General features: G+C 40.8%; 20 protein-coding genes. 13 read left to right on the top strand and 7 right to left on the bottom strand.

Annotated features, from left to right (window positions below; genetic code table 11):
* Positions 1–102: 102 nt before the first annotated feature.
* The 3 genes from HNP77_RS12190 to HNP77_RS12180 all read left to right on the top strand — a co-directional run bounded on the left by HNP77_RS12190 (position 103) and on the right by HNP77_RS12180 (position 3,213).
* On the top strand, positions 103–966 hold the full coding sequence (locus tag HNP77_RS12190; protein WP_184653780.1) for a patatin-like phospholipase family protein: 864 nt from the start codon (positions 103–105) through the stop codon (positions 964–966).
* Between the two features lie 375 nt (positions 967–1,341).
* Positions 1,342–2,628: an O-acetylhomoserine aminocarboxypropyltransferase/cysteine synthase family protein gene (locus HNP77_RS12185; RefSeq protein ID WP_184653773.1), complete on the top strand. Its 1,287-nt coding sequence runs from the start codon at positions 1,342–1,344 to the stop codon at positions 2,626–2,628.
* A 138-nt stretch (positions 2,629–2,766) separates the two neighbouring features.
* Positions 2,767–3,213 carry a PTS sugar transporter subunit IIA gene (locus HNP77_RS12180; RefSeq protein WP_184653772.1) on the top strand — a complete coding sequence of 149 codons (447 nt, stop codon included), beginning with the start codon at positions 2,767–2,769 and terminating at the stop codon, positions 3,211–3,213.
* A gap of 141 nt (positions 3,214–3,354) precedes the next feature.
* On the opposite strand, the gene HNP77_RS12175 is transcribed toward HNP77_RS12180, so the two are convergent.
* Complete coding sequence (locus HNP77_RS12175; RefSeq protein WP_184653771.1) at positions 3,355–4,317, bottom strand: ABC transporter substrate-binding protein; 963 nt, start codon at positions 4,315–4,317, stop codon at positions 3,355–3,357.
* Positions 4,318–4,496: 179 nt separating this feature from the next.
* On the opposite strand from HNP77_RS12175, the gene HNP77_RS12170 reads away from it, so the two are divergent.
* The 3 genes from HNP77_RS12170 (at position 4,497) to HNP77_RS12160 (ending at position 7,498) form a co-directional block, all read left to right on the top strand.
* Positions 4,497–5,792 carry an aminotransferase class I/II-fold pyridoxal phosphate-dependent enzyme gene (locus HNP77_RS12170; protein ID WP_184653769.1) on the top strand — a complete coding sequence of 432 codons (1,296 nt, stop codon included), beginning with the start codon at positions 4,497–4,499 and terminating at the stop codon, positions 5,790–5,792.
* A 16-nt stretch (positions 5,793–5,808) separates the two neighbouring features.
* Positions 5,809–7,029, top strand: coding sequence for an extracellular solute-binding protein (locus tag HNP77_RS12165; protein ID WP_246428943.1), 1,221 nt, complete (start codon positions 5,809–5,811; stop codon positions 7,027–7,029).
* Between the two features lie 67 nt (positions 7,030–7,096).
* Positions 7,097–7,498, top strand: a complete 402-nt coding sequence (locus HNP77_RS12160; protein WP_184653766.1) for a hypothetical protein — start codon at positions 7,097–7,099, stop codon at positions 7,496–7,498.
* 24 nt (positions 7,499–7,522) lie between these two features.
* Here the strand turns inward: HNP77_RS12160 and HNP77_RS12155 are convergent, their stop codons facing one another.
* Genes HNP77_RS12155 through HNP77_RS12145 form a run of 3 tightly spaced genes read right to left on the bottom strand, consistent with a single transcriptional unit; the run spans position 7,523 to position 11,671 of the window.
* Positions 7,523–8,875, bottom strand: a complete 1,353-nt coding sequence (locus tag HNP77_RS12155) for an ArsB/NhaD family transporter (RefSeq protein WP_184653764.1) — start codon at positions 8,873–8,875, stop codon at positions 7,523–7,525.
* Positions 8,866–9,537: a TMEM165/GDT1 family protein gene (locus HNP77_RS12150; protein ID WP_184653762.1), complete on the bottom strand. Its 672-nt coding sequence runs from the start codon at positions 9,535–9,537 to the stop codon at positions 8,866–8,868. Before HNP77_RS12150 ends, HNP77_RS12155 begins: the two co-directional genes overlap by 10 nt.
* Before the next feature lie 19 nt (positions 9,538–9,556).
* Entirely contained in the window at positions 9,557–11,671 is a 2,115-nt protein-coding gene (locus HNP77_RS12145) for an energy-coupling factor transporter ATPase (RefSeq protein ID WP_184653760.1), read from the bottom strand.
* Positions 11,672–11,815: 144 nt separating this feature from the next.
* On the opposite strand from HNP77_RS12145, the gene HNP77_RS12140 reads away from it, so the two are divergent.
* A complete protein-coding gene (locus HNP77_RS12140) occupies positions 11,816–12,460 on the top strand; it encodes an outer membrane beta-barrel protein (RefSeq protein WP_184653758.1) in 645 nt (214 codons plus the stop codon).
* A 313-nt stretch (positions 12,461–12,773) separates the two neighbouring features.
* Positions 12,774–14,081 (top strand): bifunctional phosphoribosyl-AMP cyclohydrolase/phosphoribosyl-ATP diphosphatase HisIE, encoded by a 1,308-nt coding sequence (gene hisIE / locus HNP77_RS12135; protein WP_184653756.1) that lies wholly within the window; start codon positions 12,774–12,776, stop codon positions 14,079–14,081.
* A gap of 147 nt (positions 14,082–14,228) precedes the next feature.
* Here the strand turns inward: hisIE and HNP77_RS12130 are convergent, their stop codons facing one another.
* Positions 14,229–17,150, bottom strand: a complete 2,922-nt coding sequence (locus tag HNP77_RS12130) for a two-component regulator propeller domain-containing protein (protein ID WP_184653754.1) — start codon at positions 17,148–17,150, stop codon at positions 14,229–14,231.
* A gap of 212 nt (positions 17,151–17,362) precedes the next feature.
* On the opposite strand from HNP77_RS12130, the gene HNP77_RS12125 reads away from it, so the two are divergent.
* The 5 genes from HNP77_RS12125 (at position 17,363) to HNP77_RS12105 (ending at position 22,239) form a co-directional block, all read left to right on the top strand.
* Positions 17,363–18,094: a hypothetical protein gene (locus HNP77_RS12125; protein ID WP_184653752.1), complete on the top strand. Its 732-nt coding sequence runs from the start codon at positions 17,363–17,365 to the stop codon at positions 18,092–18,094.
* A 175-nt stretch (positions 18,095–18,269) separates the two neighbouring features.
* Positions 18,270–19,589: a histidinol dehydrogenase gene (gene hisD / locus HNP77_RS12120; RefSeq protein ID WP_184653750.1), complete on the top strand. Its 1,320-nt coding sequence runs from the start codon at positions 18,270–18,272 to the stop codon at positions 19,587–19,589.
* A gap of 13 nt (positions 19,590–19,602) precedes the next feature.
* Positions 19,603–20,178 (top strand): peptide deformylase, encoded by a 576-nt coding sequence (def, locus tag HNP77_RS12115; protein WP_184653748.1) that lies wholly within the window; start codon positions 19,603–19,605, stop codon positions 20,176–20,178.
* Positions 20,179–21,192: a methionyl-tRNA formyltransferase gene (fmt, locus tag HNP77_RS12110; RefSeq protein ID WP_184653746.1), complete on the top strand. Its 1,014-nt coding sequence runs from the start codon at positions 20,179–20,181 to the stop codon at positions 21,190–21,192.
* Positions 21,193–21,207: 15 nt separating this feature from the next.
* Entirely contained in the window at positions 21,208–22,239 is a 1,032-nt protein-coding gene (locus HNP77_RS12105) for a PASTA domain-containing protein (protein WP_184653744.1), read from the top strand.
* A 363-nt stretch (positions 22,240–22,602) separates the two neighbouring features.
* Here the strand turns inward: HNP77_RS12105 and rpiA are convergent, their stop codons facing one another.
* Together rpiA and HNP77_RS12095 are read right to left on the bottom strand one after the other, a co-directional pair.
* Entirely contained in the window at positions 22,603–23,322 is a 720-nt protein-coding gene (gene rpiA / locus HNP77_RS12100; protein WP_184653742.1) for a ribose-5-phosphate isomerase RpiA, read from the bottom strand.
* Entirely contained in the window at positions 23,303–24,814 is a 1,512-nt protein-coding gene (locus tag HNP77_RS12095) for a type I 3-dehydroquinate dehydratase (RefSeq protein WP_184653741.1), read from the bottom strand. The genes rpiA and HNP77_RS12095 overlap by 20 nt, the downstream gene beginning before the upstream one ends.
* Positions 24,815–24,816 lie beyond the last annotated feature (2 nt).

Below are 24,816 nucleotides of genomic sequence, written 5' to 3'. Positions count from 1 at the left end.
TATTAATTTTGAGTTTTCTTTACAGGAATATCAAAAAAAATCACTTTCCGGAGACTGATTTAAGGTATTTACAAAATAAGTTTCTTCCTCTATTTTACCCCTATGGAAGCTACAGTAAAAACAGGTCTGGTTCTTGAAGGCGGTGCAATGCGCGGTCTTTTTACAAGCGGTTGTCTTGATGTATTCATCGAAAACAACATCACCTTTGACATGACTACGGGAGTATCTGCCGGAGCTGCTTTCGGCTGCAACTTTAAATCCCGACAGACCGGAAGGGCATTACGGTATAACCTTAAATATGCCAGAGACAAACGCTACTCCAGCTGGCAGTCTTTCCTGAAAACCGGAAACCTTTTTAATGCAGAATTCTGTTACCATACCCTTCCAGAAAAACTTGACCCTTTTGATTTTGAAACCTACAGAAACAATCCCATGGAATTTTTTGCCGTTACAACAGACATTCTGAGGGGAACTCCAAGATATCACAAACTTTCTTCCTGTAATTATGAAGAGCTTGAACTTATGCGCGCATCTGCCTCAATGCCTCTTGTGTCAGTACCGGTAAAGGCGGAAGGAACCCTTCTTCTTGACGGAGGAATTACTGATTCAATTCCACTGAAATTTTCAGAAGGAGCCGGCTGTAAAAAAAATGTAGTCATACTTACCCAGCCGGAAAACTACAGAAAAAAGCCGTCAAAACTTTCTGCAGTAATGAACATAGCATTAAGGAAATACCCGGAACTTATAAAAGCCATTAAAAACCGCCCCGCAATGTATAATGCCCAGACCGAATACGCATTTCAGGCTCAGAAAGAAGGCAGGGCTCTTGTAATCTGTCCCGAAACCTCCCTTGGAATCAGCAGAACCTGCAAAAATGAATCTGAACTGAAGAGAGTATACAAGGAAGGTCGTAAAGCAGCAGAAAAGAACCTTAACAGAATAAAAGACTTTCTTTCCGCCAGTTAAATTCATTCCTCCAGCTCTTTTAAGGTGAAAATTAAAAAAAATACCTAAATTTCCTATTGACAAACTAGGTAATAGGGATTATATTTTTCTCATCAGGAGATTTCTGAAGCTTTATAACTTTTGAAATCTTAAGCATATCTACAAATTTAAGGAGGCACAGAAATGAAGTTTTATTTTGAAAAATTAGTTCGTGAAAATTTCCGCAACGGCGTCATGTGCCTCTGCTGTTCCCGCTAAGAAAAAATTACTCAATCAACAGATTATTACTCAAATTACGCACAGGCATACCGTACAGGAATGTCTTATGCAAAAAAATTAAACTTTATTCTATATAATGCACAATGATACGGCATTTAGAAAACAGGAGATAAAACTATGGCAGACAAGAAATTACATTTTGAAACATTACAGCTTCACGTAGGACAGGAACAGGCAGACCCGGCAACAGATTCAAGGGCTGTACCTATTTACCAGACGACTTCTTATGTATTCCACAATTCAAAGCATGCAGCAGACAGATTCGGACTTGCCGATGCAGGAAACATTTACGGCCGCCTTACAAACTCAACCCAGGATGTTCTTGAAAAACGCATCGCAGCCCTGGAAGGTGGTGTTGCAGCCCTTGCCCTTGCTTCAGGAGCAGCAGCAATTACTTACACGATTCAGGCCCTTGCTCAGAAAGGAGATCACATCGTAGCTCAGAAAACCATTTACGGAGGAAGCTACAATCTTCTGGCCCATACTTTAAGTCAGTTTGGTATCGAAACAACTTTTGTTGATGCCCATAATCTTGCAGAAGTAGAAGGAGCCATTAAAGAAAATACGAAAGCCGTTTACCTGGAAACCCTGGGAAATCCTAACTCAGACATTCCTGATATTGATGCAATCAGCGCAATAGCCCATAAACACGGTCTTCCTGTTGCAGTAGACAATACCTTCGGAACACCTTATCTTTTCAGGCCGATTGAACACGGGGCAGACATCGTAGTTCATTCTGCAACTAAGTTTATCGGAGGACACGGAACCACACTGGGAGGCATAATCGTTGATTCCGGAAAATTTGACTGGAAAAAATCAGGAAAATACGCTCCTATTGCAGCACCAAACCCAAGCTACCACGGAATCAGCTTTGCAGATGCCGTAGGACCTGCAGCATTCGTAACATATATCCGTGCAATCCTCCTGAGAGACCAGGGAGCTACAATTTCTCCGTTCAACGCCTTCCTTCTTCTTCAGGGAACAGAAACTCTTTCTCTTCGTCTTGACCGTCATGCAGAAAACACGAAAAAAGTAGTTGAATTCCTTAAAAACCATCCTAAGGTTGCAAAGGTAAATCATCCTTCCCTTGAAAACCATCCGGATCATGCCCTTTATCAGAAGTACTTTCCAAACGGAGGCGCTTCAATCTTTACATTTGAAATAAAAGGCGGAAAAGAAGCTGCATGGAATTTCATAGATCATCTTGAAATCTTCAGTCTTCTTGCCAATGTTGCAGACGTAAAGTCTCTTGTAATACACCCGGCAACCACAACACACTCTCAGCTTACAGATGAAGAGCTGGCTGACCAGGGAATCACCCAGAGTACGATACGCCTTTCTATCGGAACGGAACATATTGACGACATCATTGCAGATCTTGAAAAAGGATTTGCAGCAGTATAAACCGTTACAGGTGCGCAGTCACATTTAATGCAGTTTAATACGCTTTAATGTATTAAACTGCATTTTTTTACAAAAAAACTATCACCATAAACCTTAATTTTTCTTGACAAATATTTATGCCGAACATAGAATAAAACCATGGACTTAAGAACAGTATTAACACCAGAAACAGTAGATCTCCATCTGAAGGGAACTACAAAAGAAGAGATTATCGACGAATTGCTTGACATCCTCGTTAAAGCAGGAAAAGTTACAGATAAAGCTTCTGCAAAAGAAGTTGTACTCGACAGAGAGCGCAAGATGTCTACAGGTATGAAGCACGGCATCGCCATTCCTCACGGAAAGACAGATGCAGTTTCTGACCTTGTTGCATGTATCGGTATTTCAGACAATCCTGTTGATTTTGACAGTCTTGATCAGGAGCCATGCCGTATCTTTATCATGACTTTATCTCCTGTAAACAAGACAGGTCCTCACCTTCAGTTCCTTGCTGAAGTAAGCCTCCTCTTTAAATCAGCAGACAAACGTGCTCAGATCCTGAATACACAGGACAAAGCTGAAATCATTAAGATTTTAACAGAGTAGTTTCTGGCACAGAGAAAGAGAGCCTGCCTGACGTGGCGGGCTTTTTTTATTTTAAATCGTATAAAAAAAATCCGGCCGTTATAATAAAACAGACCGGATTTCAGAAACTCAGGTTTCAAAAATTAAATTCAGTTTATACAATCAGTAAGTACGTGTTTCAAGCACTTCATCAACATTAGTTATGTCGTAAAGAGATTCCTTAACGTTCATAATCTTTTCAGGTTCAATGCCCTTTTCTTTCTGATCAATGATATTCTTTACAAGAGGTCCGTGCATAGGATTGCATTCAACGTCACAGTTTATTACCCCCTGCTTTACAAGTTCCAGGGCACGTCTTCCGGCATCAAAAGAAATTATTATAATATCTTTACCAGGTTCCTTTCCGGTTTCGCGGATAGCTTCAACTGCACCGATAGCCATGTCATCATTTTCTGCATAAACAACATCAATCATGTCAATTCCAATAGAAGCAATGATTTTTTTCATTGCAATATAACCGCCTGACTCACTGAAGTTACCGTTATCAAATCCTAAAAGCTTCCATTCCGGATGATTGCGCAGACCTTCTTCAAGCCCCTGTGTACGTCCTTTTTGAGCAGAAGATCCCTTAGTTCCCTGAAGGTGAACGATAAAAGTACGTTCTTTTTTCCATTCAATTTCTTTAAGATAGTTTTCAAGCCAGTTTACTGCATTACGGCCTTCTCCGACAAAGTAGCTTCCTACCCAGCATTCATACAGGTTTGAATCTGCACTGATCTGTCTGTCACAGAGAATTACCGGAACATCAGCTTCCTTTGCTTCATGAAGAACTTCTTCCCATCCGTCTTCTACAACAGGTGCAATGACAAGATAGTCAACCCCGTCATCAAGAAGCTTTCTGATTACTTCTATCTGAAGATCACGACTTCCGTTACAGTCATGCATGTCAAGAATATATCCCGAGTCTTTACCAAATGCCTGTTCAAAAGATTCTGTGTTTGCAATGCGCCATGCTGATTCATGACCGGCCTGAACGAAACCGACGATAAGATCCTGTTTCTGACAGCCTGTAAACATAACGGCAGCTGCAGCGAGAGCTCCTAAAACAGCTGAAATCTTTTTCATCAAATTCCCCCTGAAAAAAAATAATCTATATCATAATATCAGTTTATAAGCTGTAAGTCGAGTTTTTACATGTAATTTCCGCAATATGACGCTCTGAGGCAGTCATTCATTGTATAAATATGCAACTTTACCCCAAAATAATTGATAAAAAATACATAAATCATTATAATCCCCTAATTATGATGAATCCATTAGCACAAGAATTAAATGACCTTCTTGCAGGAACAACACCTGGAGAACTGCTTTCTGATTTAGGACAGCGTCTTTACTTTCCTAAAGGAATTATAGCTCAGAGCGGAGAAGCTAAAAAACTCGGTAAAGTTGCAAACGGAACTATCGGAATGACCGTAATCAACGGAAAACCGGCCATACTTCCTTCCGTACGCAAATATGCACCGGAACTTCAGAGCGGAGAACTTGTTGCATATGCTCCTACAGCCGGAAATCCTGATCTTCGTGCCCTTTGGAAAGAAGAAATGTTAAAAAAGAATCCGGGGCTTGAGGGTAAGTCAGTTTCTCTCCCGGTACTGGTTCCAGGGCTTACGGCAGGAATTTCTTATCTTGCAGATCTCTTCCTTGACGAGACAAAAGGGCTTGTTGCTGCAGATCCATCATGGGACAACTACGTGCTTATCGCAGGAGCAAGACGCAATGCTCCTTTCGTTCAGTTTCAAATTTTTAAAGACGGAAAATTCAATGTAGACGGACTTGAGGAATGCCTCAGAAAACAGGCAGAAACAGGTTCTGTCCGCGTAATCCTTAACTTTCCGCAGAATCCATCAGGATATTCACCGACAAAGTCTGAAGCTGCCCGTATCGTAAGCATTATCAAAGACCTTGCAGAAAAAGGTACAAAAGTAATGGTATGGTGCGATGACGCTTACTTCGGCCTTAACTATGAAAATGACATCTATCCTCAGTCTTTATTTGCAGAACTCTGCGATCTTCACGAAAATGTTCTTGCTGCTAAAATTGACGGACCTACAAAAGAAGACTTTGCATGGGGATTCAGATGCGGCTTCATCACATTCGGCGGTAAAAACCTTACTGACACACATTATGACGCCCTTGTAAAGAAACTCATGGCTGCCATCCGCTCTTCTGTTTCCTGCGCATCTACACCTCCACAGTCAATGATCTTCAAGGCTTACAGAGACGGAGACATTCAGACAGAAAAAATCGAATTCCGTAAAGTTCTTGAAGCAAGATACAAGCTGGTAAAAAAATTCGTAACTTCGCATAAGAGTACGGCAATTTCTCCTCTTCCATTCAATTCAGGCTATTTCATGGCATTCCACCTTGATACTGTTGATGCAGAAGAACTCAGGCAGAAACTGCTGACAGAAAAGGGAATAGGAACAATTTCTATTGACTCCCATACCCTTCGCGTGGCATTCTCAAGTCTTGATGAAGAAAAGATTGAGACTGTTTACCAGGCAATTTACGACACAGCTGATGAACTTGCAAAAGCTTAAGTTTTTAATCATCCTTATGACTGCAGTACTGACATCCTGCAGCCGTAAGGCAAATGACTATCTTGTTATATGGACTGATACTCCTGCCCTTGCCTCTTTTGCAGAAGATTTTAATGCAACCCACAAAGATTCAAAGGTTGTAATCGTTTATAAGGAAAAAGCAGCCAGTTCCCTTCCGCCTTCAGCAGATGAACTTCAGCCGGATATTGTAATTGCAAGCTGGCTCATGAATTCTACCATCCGCCGGAATTTTGCATCTCTGGACTTTATGTTTAAATCAAAGCTTCTCAACAGAGATGACTTTTATCCGCAGATTCTGGAATACGGCATTATTGACGAAAAGCAGTACCTGATTCCCCTGAGTTTTAATCTTCCGATGATAATCTATTCAAATTCAAATGAATACATGCTTCAGGACGAACACCTGCTTACCCTGGACAGAATGGAAGAAATATCTGCTGCCTACAATGCAAAAAACAAAAGTGAAGCCTATACAGCCATAGGATATGCCCCGGGCTGGGACAAGGAATTCCTGTATGAAGCAAGCAAACTCCAGGGAGCTGACTATGCGGAACGGGGTAAAAGCTTTATATGGAATGAAAAAGCCCTTAAAGATACTATCCGCAGAATGAAAGACTGGACTACTAAGTTCAATACAGATTCTACTACAGAGAAAAACTTTCAGTTCCGCTACCTTTTTATGCCGAAACACAGGCAGGTAAGCACGGGAAGATGCCTCTTTGCTTCAACCCGCAGCGACAAATTCTTTGCCCTTGATGAGAGTCAGAATGAAGGACTGAATTTCAGGTGGCTTGCATCTGATGACAAAATTCCTATAGAAGACGACATTGTCTGCATAGGACTTTATAAGAAAACCCGGCATACAAGAAAAGCTGAGATTTTTATAAGCTGGCTTCTTAATGAAAAGACACAGAAACACCTGCTTGAACGCAAGCTTACAATGAAGCTTGATACCTCAACCTTTGGTCTTGCAAACGGTTTTTCTTCGATAAAGGCAACTAACGAAAACATTTATCCGGTTTATTACAGACAGCTTTTAGGAAGCCTTCCCGGAGAAAAAAACCTTGTAATGCCTGACATTCTGCCATACAGATGGGACAGCATTAAAGAAAAAATAATCCTTCCGTATCTTGAGGAATGTGTAACTACTGATTCTAAAAAAGAACCGGCCTCCCTTGAAGAAAGAATAGAGAACTGGAACAAGCAGTTCTACTAAAAAATAAGCAGATTTACTTAATATATGGTATAATAATACCGATACTAAATATGACGAGGATACGCTTATGTTTAGTAACGGTATTAATTTAAACGCATCAAGCTATAAATCTCTTTTCAGTTCATCAGGAGGAATCCTGAATGTTCCTGTAAACCCTAATGCCGTTATTTATTCTCAGTTTGATTATGTACATGGAATTGCTGCTGACAACGGTCAGAGAGGCGTACCTGTAAGCCGCGTAAGTATCCTGAACACTCTTATAAACCAGCTTGTCAACATGAAAAAGACACCGGCTTTCTCAAAGGAAGAAATAGGCGGAATGAATGACGAGCAGAAAGATGCCCTCATAAAACAATACCAGCAGCAGATTCAGACAGAAATAGCCGCTGCAGCCCAGGCACAGACAGGAAGCTACGGTCTTGCAGGAATAATGCCTGAAGCAGGTGCCGTTATTTCTTTAAGCATCTGACTTCAAAAATTTTACAGTTCTATTTTATTTCCACAAAAACCACAACAGTACAGCGTAAACGGCAGCCATTATGACAGCTGCGGGAAGAACATTTTTTACCCAGTCCAGAAGTTTTATTTCGCAGTTTTCTTTCTTCAGCACAGAAAGAGCTGACTGCATGGTTAAAGAAGTAAAGGGAGTAAAGCCTGTTCCGATACAGCTTCCCGCAACCATTGCCGCAGCAAGAATGTTTCCGGAAAAACCATAGGAATTAGAAACAATACCGATTACAGGCATCAGCAGTATAAGGTAAGGAACAATATCAAGGAATGCACCTGCAAAAACAGAAACTACGAATACAATAACAAATATACGGAGTCTCGAAGTTCCGCAGTGACTTACAATAATTCCCGCAAGGTCATCAAAAACACCGCTCTTTTTTAATGCGCCGGCAACGATAAAAATACCGATCATATAAAATACAGTATTCCAGTCAAGGTTTTTCAGGAAATCAAAAAATTCGGCAATAGTTTTTTTCTGAAAAAGATAAAACCATGCAAGTCCGAAAATAGCAATTATAAGAACGGCAAAGCCCGAAACATATATAAACCTGATGGGGGTCATGGAACAGGCAATAAGGACTGCAACTGTTAATGCTAAAAGCAGGACCGGAACAAGACTTACAATCCTTACTCTGGCCACAAAAAACTCCCCCTTTACCGTCCTTGAAAAATACAGGCCAAAAAACAGCGCACCGGCTAAAAGAGCAGCCTGTGCGATAAAAAATAAAGAAACTTTTCCTGAAACAATAAAAAAATGAAAGAGTGCCATTCCTGAAAACTCAGAAAACAGAAAAGAAGCAGGAGAAGCAAAATAAAAAGCACTTCCTTCAAGAGAACATACAGCTGCTACAGAAAGAAGAAAAAAAGCCGGATTAAATTTCAACTGCCGGCTGAAGGAAACAACTACAGGAGCCATTACAACTAGAGCCGGAAAAGCTCCGATAAATGCAGAAAGAAGACCTGCAGAAATAAAAACAAGAACCATAGAAAGAGCAGGAATTCTTACGGTCCCCAGCAGTAAAGATGAAAGTTTTTCCGGTACTTTTGAATACACCAGAAGTGCAGTCAAAATCATCACTCCTGTGTATATCATCAGAAGATTCCACTGAACGGCTGTTCCTATACTGTAAGCAAAGGCATACAGCCTCATGCCTGTCATGTCATCCATTGCAAGTATGTCTTTTGGAAGAACAAAAAGTTCTCCCGGAAAAATCATTCCCAAAAGAATTATAATAAATGCGGCCAGAGTAGAAAAATAAACCCGGCGGCTTCTGAAAGCAACTGCCAGTACATACATTACGGCTGCAATACACAGGGCAGCCCACTTCATCTGCATGATTTTCTCCTGAAGATTAAAACTAATAGAATCAATAAAAATACTATACCAATACCGCCCATTATTTTCCATAGAGGCAGATCATAAGGACTTAATCTTATTCCGGTATAAACTGAAGTAAAACCAAAGAAAGCAAACAGTACTGCGGAAAGTATTTTTATAAAAAAGGAAGAAAAATTCTTTTTAAGAAGAAGTCCGGCTGCAAGACCGATCATGTCTGCAAGAAAAAGTCCTGCTGAACAGGCTGCCCACACGAAAATGCACAGTTTTAAACCTTCATTTGCGCCAAAAGTGAGGGCTGCAAACTGAGTCTTATCCCCAAATTCTGCAATCATAAAACTGAAAAAAACAGCAGCAGCTGCTACTGCGGATTTTATTATTTTTTTATTTTCCTCATCTTCATCACTGCACAAAGATGTAACTGAAAAAAATAAAAACAAAATTCCGGCAGAAAGCTTTACAATCCATAAAGGTATGAGACTGCCTGCAAAAGATCCCAGCATAACGGCCAGTGCATTAAGAACAAGAATCGCAGCACCGGTTCCGCAGACTATATCACGAACTTTATATTTTGAAGAAAAAGCAACAAGAAGCAGCTGTGTTTTATCTCCCATTTCGGCAATAAAAACCGTAAGCAGAATTGTAAAAAATTTAAAAACCATACTAACCTCTCAAAAAAAATTATTTAAAATACCTGGCCGTAAGGGCATCTGCCAGAAACTGTGCCTTTCTGAATGTTTGAAGCATGAGCGGTACAAACAGAGGAATAAGTATTTTTATTTTCTTAAAACCTTTAGCATTTGAAAAGGTTCCCCGGACAATCTGTGTTTTAATTATTGCAGAAAGTTCATCTAATAAAAGCGGCATGAACCTGAAAATTATTCCCGTAACAAGAACAAGATATCTGACAGGAATTCCAATTTTTGCAAAAGGAAGAAGAAGTCCGGATAGTCCGTCAAGAATTTCCCTCTCGCTTGTGGAACTGATAAAAGTTGCAATACAGGTTACGGAACAAAGGGCACGTATTAAAGTTTTTACTGCAAGAAATATTTTGTATTCAGAAAGAACAAAAAACTTCCATCTGAATATTTCTTCATCTCCAGTATGTACGGGATAAAAAACAAATTCAAGAATAAGGAAAAATAATATCAGCGGAAGAAGTTTCTTCAGCGTTACAAAAACTTTTCGTAATGGAAATGAACTGAGTTTTGCATAAATAAAATTCATACAAAGCATAAGTGCACAAAGCCCCACCGACTGAACCGCAAGAGAAACGCAGAATATAGACAGAAATAAAAAACTCTTGAGCCATGCAGGCAATGGACCGATTACAGAAGCCGGAACTTTAGCCGGAGCAGAAAGCGCCCCTGTAAGTTTTTGAATTGCAATAAGAAGCCCTGAACTGGAAGAAGCTTCAACAGGCTTTAAGTTTTCGCTGCAGACAGTTTCTGCTTCATCAGATTTTTTTTCCGTAAGTTCAGACCACAAAAGATGTGTATCTGCAATATCCGCTTCTTCAAGTCTGTGCGTGCTGAAAAGTACAGTCTTTCCTTCGTCAGCAAGTTTTCTCATTGCAGAAAGAACTGTTTTTCTTGAAACACCGTCAAGGGCAGAAGTAGGCTCATCAAAAATAAGAACATCTTTATTAAGGGCAATGATTCCGGCTATAGAAAGCTTTCTTTTTTCTCCGCCGCTTAAATTAAAGGAAGATCTGTCCGCATAAGTTTTATAATCAAGCCCTGCCATCGCCATTGCATGCTTTACGCAGCTTACAAGCTTTTTTCCCCTTACTCCTGAATTTGCCGCACCAAAAGCTACATCGTCAGCAGCATAACGTTCAAATAAGGCTGCTTCACTTTCCTGAAGGGCAAGAGCCGGAATACATTTACTTTCTATTGTTCCTGAAGACGGCTTCTTCAATCCTGCAAGACATTCAAACAGAGTTGACTTACCGCAGCCTGACGGACCTGTAAGGGCAGTAAGAGTTCCTTTTTTTAATTCGAATGAAAGATTTTTAAATACATCATATCCTTCATAACTGAAGGAAAGATTTTTTACTTTAAGGAATGTTTCTTTTGTTTCTGCAGGCTTTTCTTTTTTTATATCCTTTAATGAATATTTATCAAAAAGCATGTCATGTATTTCAGATGTGTTCTTAAAGTCCTGACTTGAACCGTCAAATATTTTTTTTCCTTTATCCAGCACAATGACACGGGAAGCAGCAAGCACTTCATCTTCATCATGTGTAACGTGAATTACAGTATGACCTTTTGCATTCCACTGACGGATAAATTCAACAAGTTCTTCCCGGGCATGAGGATCAAGCATTGCAGTAACTTCATCCAGTATAAGAAGGGATGGAAACAGTGCAAGAATTCCGCTGAAGGCAAGACGCTGGGTCTGTCCCAAAGAAAGTTCAAAGGTCCGGTTAAGAGCCTTGTCTGCAATTCCCACAACCGTAAGGCACTCAATGGTACGAAGTTCAATTTCTGCCTTTGACATATTAAGATTCTGGGGACCGAATGCAGTATCCCGTTCTACGATTCCTGCAACAATCTGTTCCTTAGGCTGCTGAAACACAATCCCCGGAAGAAGATTTTTTTCTAAAGAAAGCTCTCCAGATTCAGGCTCAATAAAACCTGCAATCATACGTGCAAGAGTTGATTTTCCTGAACCGTTCAACCCTGCAAGTGCAATGTATTCACCGCTATTGATTTCAAAACTTATATCGTTAAGGGCTTCTTCCCTGCTTTGAGGATATTTGTAATGTACGCTCTTAAGGCTTACTAAAGACATAGAGCACATTCTACCTTTTTTAGGCAACTTCTTCAATTTGAAACGTAATATAACCATTTCCGCTGCAGGTCATTATTTTCTTGACAGAATTTTCCGGGGGGGGGGTACACTTGTATAGATAAATTTTATTTTCAGGAGATGAGTATGAAAAAATTTATTGCATTGGCAATGGGAATGGCTCTGGCTGTAAGTTCAGTTACAGCAGAAAAGAGTTCTACAATCGGCGTAAGGGGAGACCTTTCTTTCAGCGTCGGCTCAGAACTTGGCAGCGACATGAAGGATGCCCTTGTAGTTGATTTAGATCCGACAACTGAAGTCGGCGGAGGAGTAACTCTTCTTATTAAGAATACATTCTCCAACAACATTGTACTTCAGGGTGAATTCGGTTTTGCTCACAATGTCGTAGGATTTGAAGGAGACGGTGTTGAAATAACATTCAGCTGCAACACCTTTAACATCGCAGCCCTTTTCGGCTATGACATCCTTCTGGCACAGAATACAGTAGCCCTTACTCCGTTTGTAGGAATCCAGTCAGGAATCATTCTGGGAGACTGTGATTCAGAAGTTAAATTTGGCGGTACTACTCAAAGCGACAGCGGCTCTGTAGACACCATTGCCCTTTCAAGCCTGCTGTTTGGCGTTGAAGCTCTTGTAAGTGTAGGTCCGGGACACATCGTACTTGACGGCCGTTACAATTTAGGACTTTTCCCGGTTATGGATGACAGTAGTGAAATTGCAACATTCAGAGCACTTCAGCTTAGTGCCGGATATTCATGGAAACTGAATTAATATAAAATGCAAAGAGGGGATGACCAATAAGTTTACTTCCTAGTGTATAGAACTAGATGTGTTTCAGCATGAGTCATTGCCGTGCTCGACAGCCTGTCATTGCCGCACTTGATGCGGCAATCTCTTGTATTGAGGGGGTAGTACAAACCCTCAAAACGTCGACGTATTGTAATTAAATAGATTTTCGGGTCGTGCCCGAAAATGACATTTTTTGAACTTTTTGGTCGTCCCCATAACATCATCTTGCAAACTTATCAGTCAGTAATGACATTTACTTTTCAAACCACAGTTTTTTCTGTAAACTTACGCTATTATGGTAATCGCTTCTATTGATATGAAAGACGGACACGTAGTCCAGCTTAAAAACGGAAAAGACCTCGTACTTCAGCGTGATGATGCACAGGCGCTCATTGAAGATTTCAATATGTACGGGGAAGTTGCAGTCATTGATCTTGATGCTGCAATGCGCAACACAGACGAAAAAGGAAATACTCCAAATACAAAACTTTTAAAATCCCTTCTCCATAAAGGCAATGTTCGCGTCGGAGGAGGAATCCGTGATGTAAAAAAAGCAAGGGAACTCATTTCTCTTGGTGCAGAAAAAGTAATCATCGGTTCTGCTGCATGGAATTCTGAACGCACCAGTGACAGTGATCCTATACTTAATACACAGTTCCTTGAAGAACTCTGCAATGCCATCGGAAAACAGAGGGTAATCATTTCTGTTGATGCAATTAACGGAAAAATTGCAGTAAAAGGCTGGAAAGAAACTGTAAACATAAGCCTTATTGAAGGAGCAAAAGAAGCTCAAAAATATGCCTCCGAACTTCTGTTTACCTGCGTAGAAAAAGAAGGCTGCATGCAGGGAACTGACATGGAACAGGTAAAGGCTCTTCGTGAAGCAGTATCCTGCCGCGTTGTTGCAGCCGGCGGAGTAAATTCCCTCGAGCAGATTTCTGCCTTAGAAAAAATGGGCTGTGACGTTCAGCTGGGAATGGCACTTTATACAGGAGCCGTAAGCCTCAAAGACTCGTTCATAAGTTGCCTTGACTTTGAAAAAACAAACGGAATGATTCCTGTAATTGCACAGGACGAAAGAAGTTCTCAGGTAATGATGATGGGCTATGCAAATAAAGAAGCCTTTGAAAAAACTTTTGCGACAAAAAAACTCACTTTCTTCAGCCGCACCCGTAACTGTCTGTGGACAAAAGGAGAAACCTCAGGTCACTTCCTTGAAGTTGTAAAACTTCGCGCTGACTGCGACAGAGATACGGTTCTTGCAACAGTTCGTCCTATAGGCGGTGCATGTCATACAGGAAGCTGGACTTGCTTCGGCAGTGATCCTGATGAACGTTCAACACTGGAAAGACTTTACGGAACAATTGCAGAGCGTTTTGCCAATCCAAAACCTGGAAGTTATACGGCAACACTTAACGACAAGCGTGTACGTGAAAAAGTAATGGAAGAAGCAGAAGAACTTACAGATGATGCAGAAACAAAAGAAGACATTATCTGGGAAGCAGCAGATCTCCTCTACTTTGTAAGCGTTCTGATGTACAAGGAAGGCGTTAACTGGCAGGACGTATACAACGAACTGGATAAACGTCATAAAGAAAAATAAATTTCATTAAATACGTCGAGTCAAGGCACGCTAACGCTTAAAGCCTTGACTTCGCCGTTTTTAGGTTTTGTATTAAACCCTAAATAAAAAAAATGGTTCCGGCGGAAAAACAAAACCTTCTGTCAGAACCATTTTTTTGTACCGTTTTTATTCATGAAGCTTAAAGTCTACATCATCATCAATAATCTCAAGCATTATTGTTGCAAATACAGGATCAAACTGACTGCCCCTTCCCTTTTCTATCTGTTCCCTTACAACGGACTGAGTAAGATGACGGCGGTAACTTCTGTCTGAAGTCATTGCATCATAAGCATCTGCAACTCCGATAATTCTTGCAACTTCAGGAATACCTGTTTCTTTAAGACCGTCTGGATATCCCCTTCCGTCCCAGCGTTCATGATGCCATCTTGCTCCTACCACAACTTCAGGAACAGCAGTAATTGACTTGAGAATTTCGCTGCCGATTACAGGATGAGTCTTTATGACTTCAAATTCCTCACCAGTAAGTTTATCCGGCTTACTTATAATTGAATCAGGAACACCTATCTTTCCTACGTCATGAAGAAGTCCGGCATAGAAAATTCTTTCAAGTTCAGCTTCTGACTTTCCGGCTTTGCGGGCAATCATCACTGCATATTTTGATACACGGTTTGAATGACCGTTGGTGTACTGATCCTTTGCATCAATTGCTACAACAAGAGCAGAAATTACCTGGCTGGTAAATTCTTTATTTCTTTTCTGCTCCCTTACAATATCTTTATAACGGTAAAAAATCAAAGCTGCCGTTGCGAGTACGATTATTCCTCCGATAAGAAGCCTGAACCACAGCAGATTCCATATATACGGTTTCTTTATAATAGTTACAACGTAAGAAGGTAAACTCTTTACTTCATCTCTTGTCATCGCAAACACAGTAAACTTGTAAGTACCGTGGGGGAGGTTTGTATAAGAAACATTCCTTTGAGTTGTCCACTCTGAAAACTTTGAATCATACCCTTCAAGTTTATAACTGAACTTTACCTGCTCTGAAGAAATAAAACTCAGCCCCGTAAACTTAATACTCAGACGCTTACTGTCAGGACCAATTTCCACAGGAGAGCCGTCATAAATAAAGTTTTCATCATCAATGCTTATTTCCTGAATCTGAACAATTGGAGCTTTCGTATTTGCCTTTCCACGGACAGGATCATAAAAAGCAACTCCGTCCACAAGAGTAAACCATAAACGTCCGAAAGAATCCTTTGAAGACTTTGAAGTCGAAGTTACTCCGGCAGTTACAATTCCGTCTGAACGTCCGTAAAATTTTGAGAAGATCGAATCATCCTTTCCGTTAAATACATTTTCAAAATCCCTGTAATGTACAGAAAAAATTCCCTTATTGGACGTAAACCATACAGTTTCCGTATAATCAATCAGTGCCTGAAAAACTCCGTCCGTACCAAGTCCGTTTCCGGAATTAAAATTATAAATCTTCAGGCTGCCGGAATCTTCTTTCATAACAGAAAGACCTGTACCGGTACAAATCCACTTCTGCCCCGGAACTGGTTCTGAAATCTTAAAAATAATGTTTCCTGCAAGTCCGTCTTCTGTTGTGTAAGTTTTTTTTATTTCATAAGTTTTTGAATCAACAACAAATATTCCGCCGCCGTCCGTTCCGCACCATACGTTCCCCTCAGAATCTTCATGGAGTGTCATAATAAAATCAGAGGAAACCTCAGAACTTTTCTGAATGGTTATAATTTCTCCGTCTTTGGAAAAACCTTTTACAATATTAAGACCGTTGGTTGTTGCAATATAAAGATCACCTCCGGAATGCAAAAGAGTACATCTGGTTCTGTTTCCGGTAAGTCCGTCTTTTTCCGTCCAGGAAATAATCTTACCATCACGAGTGTATTTTATGACACCAAGCTGAGCATAAGTACTTACAAGAACGTCTCCGGCATCCGTAATGTTAATATCCCGAACCCTGATATTTTCACAATACTCAGTAAGGGGATTCTCGATAAACTTTTTCTGATCATAACAGCGTACCCCCTTATCAGAAGCAAGCCATATAACCTTTCTGAAAGTATCTTCCACAACGGCATTTATAGTTTCATTATTTTTTATTATCCTGAACTGACTCTGGCTGAGTTTTTCTATACCTCCGCGGTCAGTACCGATCCAGATATTACTTTCACGGTCCTCCATTATTTTTACGACTTTATCGTCAACAAGTCCCTGCTTTTCCGTATAATAGGAAATCTCTCCCCCAGAAATCACTCCGAGCCCCGTATCCGTAGAAAACCACACATTTCCGACTGAATCATGAAAAATGCAGTTTACAACCGTTCCTTTCTGTGAAATACCGCCGCCATCAAATAAAGTTTCCTCTTCACCATTCTTCTTTAAAAGATAATAAGGGCTTACTCCAAACCAGAAGGCTCCTGCTGAATCCTGGGTAACATAATTAACGGAAGGATTCTTTATAGAAGTTATTCCGTCATATACAGAAAAACGTCGACCTGAATAAACATAAAGCCGGTTCTGCAATGCAGTACATATCCATATACGTCCTGCAGAATCACAAAACAGATGCTTTACAAGAATGTTATTATCTTCTATCAGATCTTCCAGTCCTTCCGGAATAAAGACTTTTCCCTCCGGAGAAATAAGAGCTATACCGGAAGAAGTTCCAACCCATATATTTCCTTCCCTGTCCTCGCAAAGATCACGAATTGAATTATTAGGAAGACCGTCCAGAGTAGAAAATTTTCTGACACTGTCATCTTTTCCAATACAGAATACACCTTCGTCATTAGAACCGTTCCATAAGTTTCCCCTGGAATCAATAAAAAGAGAGCGGGCACTTACAAAATTATATTTTTTATCATACTTTTTATTGATTACTGTAAATTCTATTCCGTCAAACCGTACCAGACCTTCATAAGTTCCGATGTAAATATAGCCTTTTGTATCCTGAACAATATCAGTTACGGAATTTCCCGGAAGTCCGTCTTCTGAATTCCAGCTGGAGGGTACAAAATTATTGAAAAACTGTATGCCCTCTGCAAAACAAAACTGCACCATAAATAAAGCCTGCAGTGACAAAAAGATTTTTCGTAAGGTTTTCATATTATCTTCTATTATAAAACAGAATTTTCATTACGACAAAATTTATTCTTGTTTTTACGTATCATTTAAGGTATTATTTTGTTTAGTAAGGTAGTGGACAAAAATCACTTTTTTCGTGAATTGTCCGGAAACTTTATGTTCTGCCTTTTTATTACGGAGGATTCTAAATGAAAAAGACAAACTTATTCTTGGCTGCTGTTATTCTTTCAGCAGGATCTTATCTTTCAAGCTGTGCTTCTACAAATGAAGCTAGCACTCCTTCCATTACAACAGGTTCATCTGTTACAAGAGAAACAATTGACTGGAAAGGAGCCGTTGTTAACCGTGAACCTCCAGTATGGGTTTATGATGCACTTGCTTCTGACTATGAATCTCTTGAAAATGGTGAACTTGCAGGCAAAATCAAGGACAAATATTACGTTGTAGTAAGCGGTTCAAGAGTTAAGAAAACTGACCGTGACCTTAAGCTTCTTGAAAGCAGCGTTTCAGCAAACTACATGGTTCAGATTGCCCAGACCCTTAACAACGGGGTTGACCAGCGCTTCTCAGGTTCTCTTTCTACAAACGAAGATACACAGAAACAGCTCACTGCAACTGCAACTGAAGCTAAATTCACAGGTTTCATGAAAGTTGGTGACTACTGGCTTCTTCAGCGCGTAACAGATAAAAAGACTGATAAAACAACTGAAAACTACACAGTAGTTCAGGTTTATGCATGTGAAAAAGACCTGTGGCAGCAGCAGGCAGCAGCTTACATCCAGCAGCTGGGGCTTAACACGGACAGTGCTGACCTTAAAAAAGCAGGACAGATGGCTGACGAAATCGCAGCAAGCCTTAAACCTGCAACTTCAGCAGCCGTTTACGGAGATACAGACGGAGTTTACTTTACAGCTGAGTAAACCGGAGCTTTACTTAAAAGCATAAATACAAATTAGAAAACCGTACTGATAGTGAACTTCATTAACAGTGCGGTTTTTTTTATGCCCTGCCCTTTTTTCAGCAGATAACTGCTTTTTGATCAGTCCAGTCTCCTTATATTTTCACTTCTTATTAAATATGCTACAATACAGACCTATGATTAAGATTCAGAACAGTAATGAAATAGAAGAAACTTTTTTTAACGGAAGAGACTTTGGTGACTCCATCCAGACTGTACGGGACATCCTGAAAGACGTACAGGACAGGAAAGATGAAGCTCTCCGCGAATACAGCAGAAAATTTGACGCAGCTACTCCTGATGAATTTGAAATTCCCCGGGAAACCTTAAAAGCTGCTGCAGATAAACTCAAGGCAGAAAATCCTGACCTTTACAAGTCTCTTTGCTATTCAAGAGACCTGGCATTACGTTTTGCAAAAAAACAGAAGGAATCTTTTGACGATTTTGAAGTAGAACTTGAACCTGGAATTTTTACAGGACAGAAAAACATTCCTGTTGACATTGCAGGCGTCTACGTTCCGGCAGGAAGATTTCCTCTTGTAAGTACAGTAATCATGACCGTAACCCCTGCTGTTGCAGCCGGAGTAAAACAGGTTGTACTGTGTACCCCTCCCCGTAAAAACCCGGACGGTTCAAATAAAGCTTATGCAGATGAAAACATTATGGCTGCGGCATATATCTGCGGAGTAACAAAAGCATTTGCATGCGGCGGTGCACAGGCAATCGGTGCAATGGCTTTCGGAACACAGAGTATTCCTAAAACGGACGTCATCGTAGGTCCCGGCAATAAATTCGTTGCAGAAGCAAAAAAACTTGTATACGGAACAGTCGGCATTGACATGGTAGCAGGTCCGACAGAAGTATTCATCATAGCAGATTCCAGCGCAGATCCTGAATGGGTTGCAGCAGACCTTCTTGCACAGGCAGAACATGACATTGTTGCCCAGCCTGTACTTGCAACTCCAGACAGAGCTCTTGCAGAAAAAGTTGCACTGGAAATCGAACGACAGCTTGAAACCTTAAGCACAAAAGAAACCGCTTCCCAGAGTATTGCAAACTGCGGAAGAATAATAATTACAAAGTCTCTGGAAGAAGCAGCAGAGCTTGCAAACAGAAAAGCTCCTGAACATCTTGAGCTTGCAATGGAAGCAGGGACTCAGCGGGACAAAATAGAAGCAATGGTTCACAACTACGGATCCCTCTTTATCGGACACAGTTCCGCAGAAGTTTTCGGTGACTATGCAGCAGGACTTAACCATACCCTGCCAACATCAGGAAGTGCCCGCTTTACAGGCGGATTAAGCGTAAGGGTATTCCTTAAAACAGTAACAACTTTGAAAACAAAACCCGGAGAAAAAGGAACCACTGCAAGTGCAGAGGCAGCCGGATTCCTTGGTGATGCAGAGGGACTTGCAGCACATGCAAGAGCAGCAAGGCTTCGTCTGAACAAAAACTAAGGGGAGAAAAAAAATGAGAATATGTAAAATTGGTGAAGAAATCTTAAGCCGACAGTGTGAGCCTGTTAAGCCGGAAGAAATCGATGACAGCTTCCGTGCAATCCTTAACGAAATGTTTGATACAATGATAAGTGCAAACGGAGTAGGACTTGCAGCACCTCAGGTTGGCATTGCAAAACGTTTCTTTGTACTCATGTCCGATGATGATGTAAAAAGAGTTTTCATTAATCCTGAAATAACAAAAACTTCTGCAGAAACAGCAGCTTATGAAGAAGGCTGTCTTTCTATTCCGGGAGAATCAGAATCAATTGTCCGCCCTGTAAAAGTTTCTGTAACGGCTCTCAACGAAAACGGAAAGCGCTTTACTATAGAAGATGCAGACGGTCTTCTTGCAAGAATCATTCAGCATGAAAACGACCATCTTAACGGAGTTCTTTACATCGATCGCGGTGACAAAGACTTTAAAGAAAGCATAATAGAAAAATTTAAAAAGAAGGCAGAAAAGGCTGCTAAAAAAGCGGCTGAGAAAGCTGCTAAAAAAGCAAGCCTGGAAGCAAAACTTGCTGCAAAAAAACATAAAGGAAACTAAATGCTCAGAGTAATTTACGGCGGAAGTCCGGCAGATTCTGCAAAGACACTTGAGCTCATCCTCAAGGACAGCGTAATGTCTGCCAGCATTCCGGAACACGAATATAAAGTTGTAGGAGTTCTCACTAATCCACCGTCTGCCCACGGCCGCCACAAGGAACTTATTCCTACGGAAGTAGAAACCTATGCCCGCATCTGGAATGAAGCCAGGGAAGACGACATTAAAATCTTTACTCCGGAACACATAGGTCAGGCTGAACGGGAACAGATTGCAGCCCTAAAGCCGGATATTTTTGTCTGCTTTGCCTACGGTCATATTGTAGGGCCAAAGTTCTTTTCTATTTTCAGGCTCGGTGGAATAAACCTTCATCCTTCCCTTCTTCCTAAATACAGAGGGGCTACACCAGTACCTGCCTGCATTCTTAATCAGGATACAGAAACCGGCTTCAGCGTACAGAAAATGTCCCAGGAAATTGACGAAGGCGACCTTCTTTATCAGCAGAGGATTTCACTTACAGGAACAGAAACTGCAGGCATGCTGTTAAAAAATGCAGCCCTTTACGGAGGAACGGCAATTACAAACATTCTTCGCGAAACTGCAAAAACAGGAGTTCTTCCACAAAGCTGGAAACAGACTGGAATGCCGAGTTACTGTGCAATGATGCGCAAATTTGACGGAAAAATTAACTGGAAGGATTCAGCCCTTAAAATAGATGCTCAGATCAGGGCCTATACACCATGGCCGGGTTCATATACGGAATCAAACAAACAGCAACTGAGAATCTTAAAGGCAGCAGCCGCAAGTAAAGTTGCAATTCAGGATACAAACATTCCGCAGAACACTTCAGCCGTTCCGGGAACAGTCCTTGACTACAACAAACAGCGCGGCATACTCATACAGACAGGAGACGGAATCCTCATAGTAACGGAATTACAGTGGCAGTCTAAAAAAGCCATGGACTATAAATCATTTATGAACGGTGCCAGAAATTTTATCGGCACGGTCTTAGAATAAAAATGGAGAATACAGATGAAGTTCAAGAATCCTATTGAATTCCTTAAATCAAAAAAATCACTGAGAGTGTTCATTGAAAAACAGACACAGGCCATTGAAAATTCCGGAAAAGCACTTATCTTTACCGTTGTCGGTTCAATCATACTCATGTTTGCAGCAGCCCTCGCCATTTTCTTTACTAACGTCCAGGGAGAAGAAAAGGTCATGGTTCCTGATGTTGTGGGAAAAAACATCTACACAGGTCTTTTTGAACTTGAGCAGAAGGAACTCTACGGAAAAATCCAGTTCCGTGATTCTGAAACAGGCGGTGACGAAGGAAAAATCATCGCTCAGGATCCTGTTGAAGGTTCAATCGTAAAAGCCTACAGACGCATCACGCTTACAGTAAGCCGCGGAGCTACCCTTGATAATCTTCCGGATTACACCGGTTCAAACTACAATGATACAGTAAATAAAATCGAACTCCACTACGCAGGTGAAGTTCCCCTCATCAAAATTAAGACTCCTATATATCTTACAAGCGAAAAAAATGCAGGAACAATCATTGCGCAGTATCCTGAACCAGATACGGCAATCATAGACCCTGTTGAAGTTCAGTTTATCGTCAGCGCAGGTAATGAAGTTCATCAGGTAACAGTTCCAGAAGTTGAAGGCAAATCAATCAGCCAGCTTCTTGAACTTATGAAAACTTCAAAAGTTGTTTTTGATTTTACAAATACATACAAACACGAAAAGAAATTTAAGGCTTCCTGTGAAAATGCAGGAAAAAAACTTGATCCTTATTCCCGTGTAAAGGCTGAGCTTTCATTCAAGATTAAAGAAGATGCAGATAAAACTACATCAGGTATTTTTTCTTTCAACCTTCCGGAATATCCATTCCCGGTTCCTGTAAAGCTGGACTGCCTTGATCCGGAAGGAATCGAAACAACAGTCATTGATTTTACTCATCCGGGTAAATCAATAACAATTCCGTATGAAGTAAAGAAAGGTTCAACACTGTCTCTTACAGTAAACGGAGAAATGCTTAAAAAAGAAGTGGTACAGTAACTTCCTGGAAGGGGCCGTCCAATAAGTTTACATCCTAGTGTATAGAACTAGATGTGGTGTAGATGCTGAAACACACATTCGTAGCAGGTGCGTGCGAATGTGGCGTAGCGTTCAATATGAGTCATTGCCGTGCTCGACACGGCAATCTCTTGTATTGAGGGGGTAGTACAAACCCTCAAAACGGCGAAGTCAAGGCTTTAAGCGTTAGCGTGCCTTGACTCGACGTATTGTAATTAAATAGATTTTCGGGTCGAGCCCGAAAATGACATTTTTTGAACTTTTTGGACAGCCCCTGAACTGAAGCAGAGTTTTTACTGAATCAGTTCAGGGGCTGTTTTTTTTACATGCTGGCTGTATCAGAACTTACATTCTTTCTACGGAACCGTCTGCATGTGCAATAAACACAACCGGCACGTTTTTTGTAAAGAATCCGCACTCAACTACACCGGTAATATCATCTATCACTTCTTCAAGTTCAGCAGCATTTACCTTCTGCTTCCAGCGGCAGTCGATAATCATGTTTCCGTTGTCCGTAATTACAGGACCTGCTTTTTTTACTCCTTCACGGAGAACACATTCCGCACCAAGTTTTTCGAGAGCCTTAACTACAGGAACACGGGCTTCAGCAATAATCTCTACAGGAAGTGCAAATCCGGTTCCGTGTCCGTCTACCTTTTTTGATTCATCAGCAACAATGGCAAAATGCTTTGCGTTATAAGCAATAATCTTTTCACGAAGTAAAGCTGCTCCGCCACCCTTTATCAAAGTTTTTTCAGGAGCAACTTCATCTGCACCGTCAATTGCAAGATCAAGCTGTCCGCCTATTGCACGGTCATTAAGAGTATACACAGGAATTCCAAGATCCTCACAGGCAAGTGTTGTCTGGAAACTTGTTGCAACAGCCTTTATATCCTTAAGCGTTCCGTCTGCAATACGTTCTGCAAGACGCTTAACGGCAGGCATTGCCGTACTTCCTGTTCCAAGACCGATTTTCATTCCACTGAAAATAAGTCCCTCACTGATTAAAGAATCAACTGCAGTTGTTGCAGCCAATACTTTCTGTTCACTTTGACTGAGTGCCATCGTACTTTTCCCCCGTAAATAATTCAAACTGTTCGTAGCCCTGATATTTTAGCATATTATAACCATTACAAACCTTACAGCCGGCCTGAGAAGCCCTTTCCATAACCGGCGTTACAGCAGGTACATAAATGATATCGAATAAAATCTCGTTTCCAGTAAAATTATAAAAATAAATCGGATCATTAGATTCGTTTGCAGGTTCTAATGAATTCATTCCTTTAGAGGTTGTCTGAATTATAATGTCACTAAATTTATTAAGCTTGTCACCGGACTCAGGTCCAAGAGAAGCAAAATCAAAACCATATTTTTCTGCAAGTATTTTTGCCTTTCCTACGGTCCTGTTAAATACACAGGCATGACCGTGAAGATTTTTTACAGCCCAGGCAATTCCTTTAGCGGCTCCACCGGCACCAATTATTGCAACCTTTTTATGCCTCAGATTTTTTAATCCTGTAAACTCAAGAAGGGAGCGGGTAAAACCAGGTGCATCAGTGTTATAGGCATACCATTTCCGGTTGGTCTTTACCATAGTATTGCTTGCACCGATGTCACGGACTTTTTCATCTACAAAATCTGCAGAAGAAGCAGCTGACTCTTTGTGAGGAATGGTAACAGAAAATCCCTGAATTCCCAAAGCTCCGGCAAAACGCAATGCCTCGTCAAATTTTTCTGCACGGAAAGGAATGTAAATACAATTCATTTTTTTTGTCGCATATCCGTGATTATGAAGAACCGGACTGGAAGTAGCAGCAAGCGGCCATCCCGTTATTCCGAAAATCTTAGTATCTGAATCAACATTCCTTATACGGTAAACATCATTTACGGTTACAGGATCAAGATGAGCAAGTTCAGAAATTTTAGAATTACCGTCAGGGGCAGAAACATAAGTCAGATAATTCTTCATTTTATTTCCAAGAAGCCTTGTAGGAACTCCCAGCGGCCCCATGGCAAGAAGAATGTGATTATTGTCTTTTAAAGAAACTGCAGCCTCATAAAGTTCACGGACATCATCGAGAGTCTTCGGCATTATTGCAATTTTTGGAATTTCAAAACCTGTCGTACAAAGGGAAGCAAGACGTTCCTTAATATTTGCAATAGGTGAATGCATGCTGTGAACACTGCGGATAATTTTTGTACCGAAGGCAAGAGCAGCATCCTGAAGGCTTGAGACTCTGAAATCTTCTTCAAAATCTACATATTCAAAATTCATGCCCTTTTCTTCTTCTGCAAAAGAAAGTGCCATTGCAAAAAGCGTAGCCCTGGCCCCTTCCCCGTCACGGAATTTTCCGCCGTCAATTTCTCTTCTTATTGTAAGGAGGCATGGAATTCCGGCAAGTCTCGGAAACTCCCTTATGCGAAGCCTCTCGTCATCTTCAAGAAGGTCAACTCTCAGCTCCGCAAGATCAATGTAACTTCTGTATTTTTCAATTAACTCAAGGTCTTCTGCAATCGTAGAACCTGTAAGCGTTAAACATATTTTTGTTTTTTCCATAT

The sequence above is a fragment of the Treponema rectale genome (genome assembly GCF_014202035.1).
In the GTDB taxonomy this organism is placed as follows: Bacteria; Spirochaetota; Spirochaetia; order Treponematales; family Treponemataceae; genus Treponema_D; species Treponema_D rectale.
This window is presented reverse-complemented; position numbering and strand designations above follow the sequence as displayed.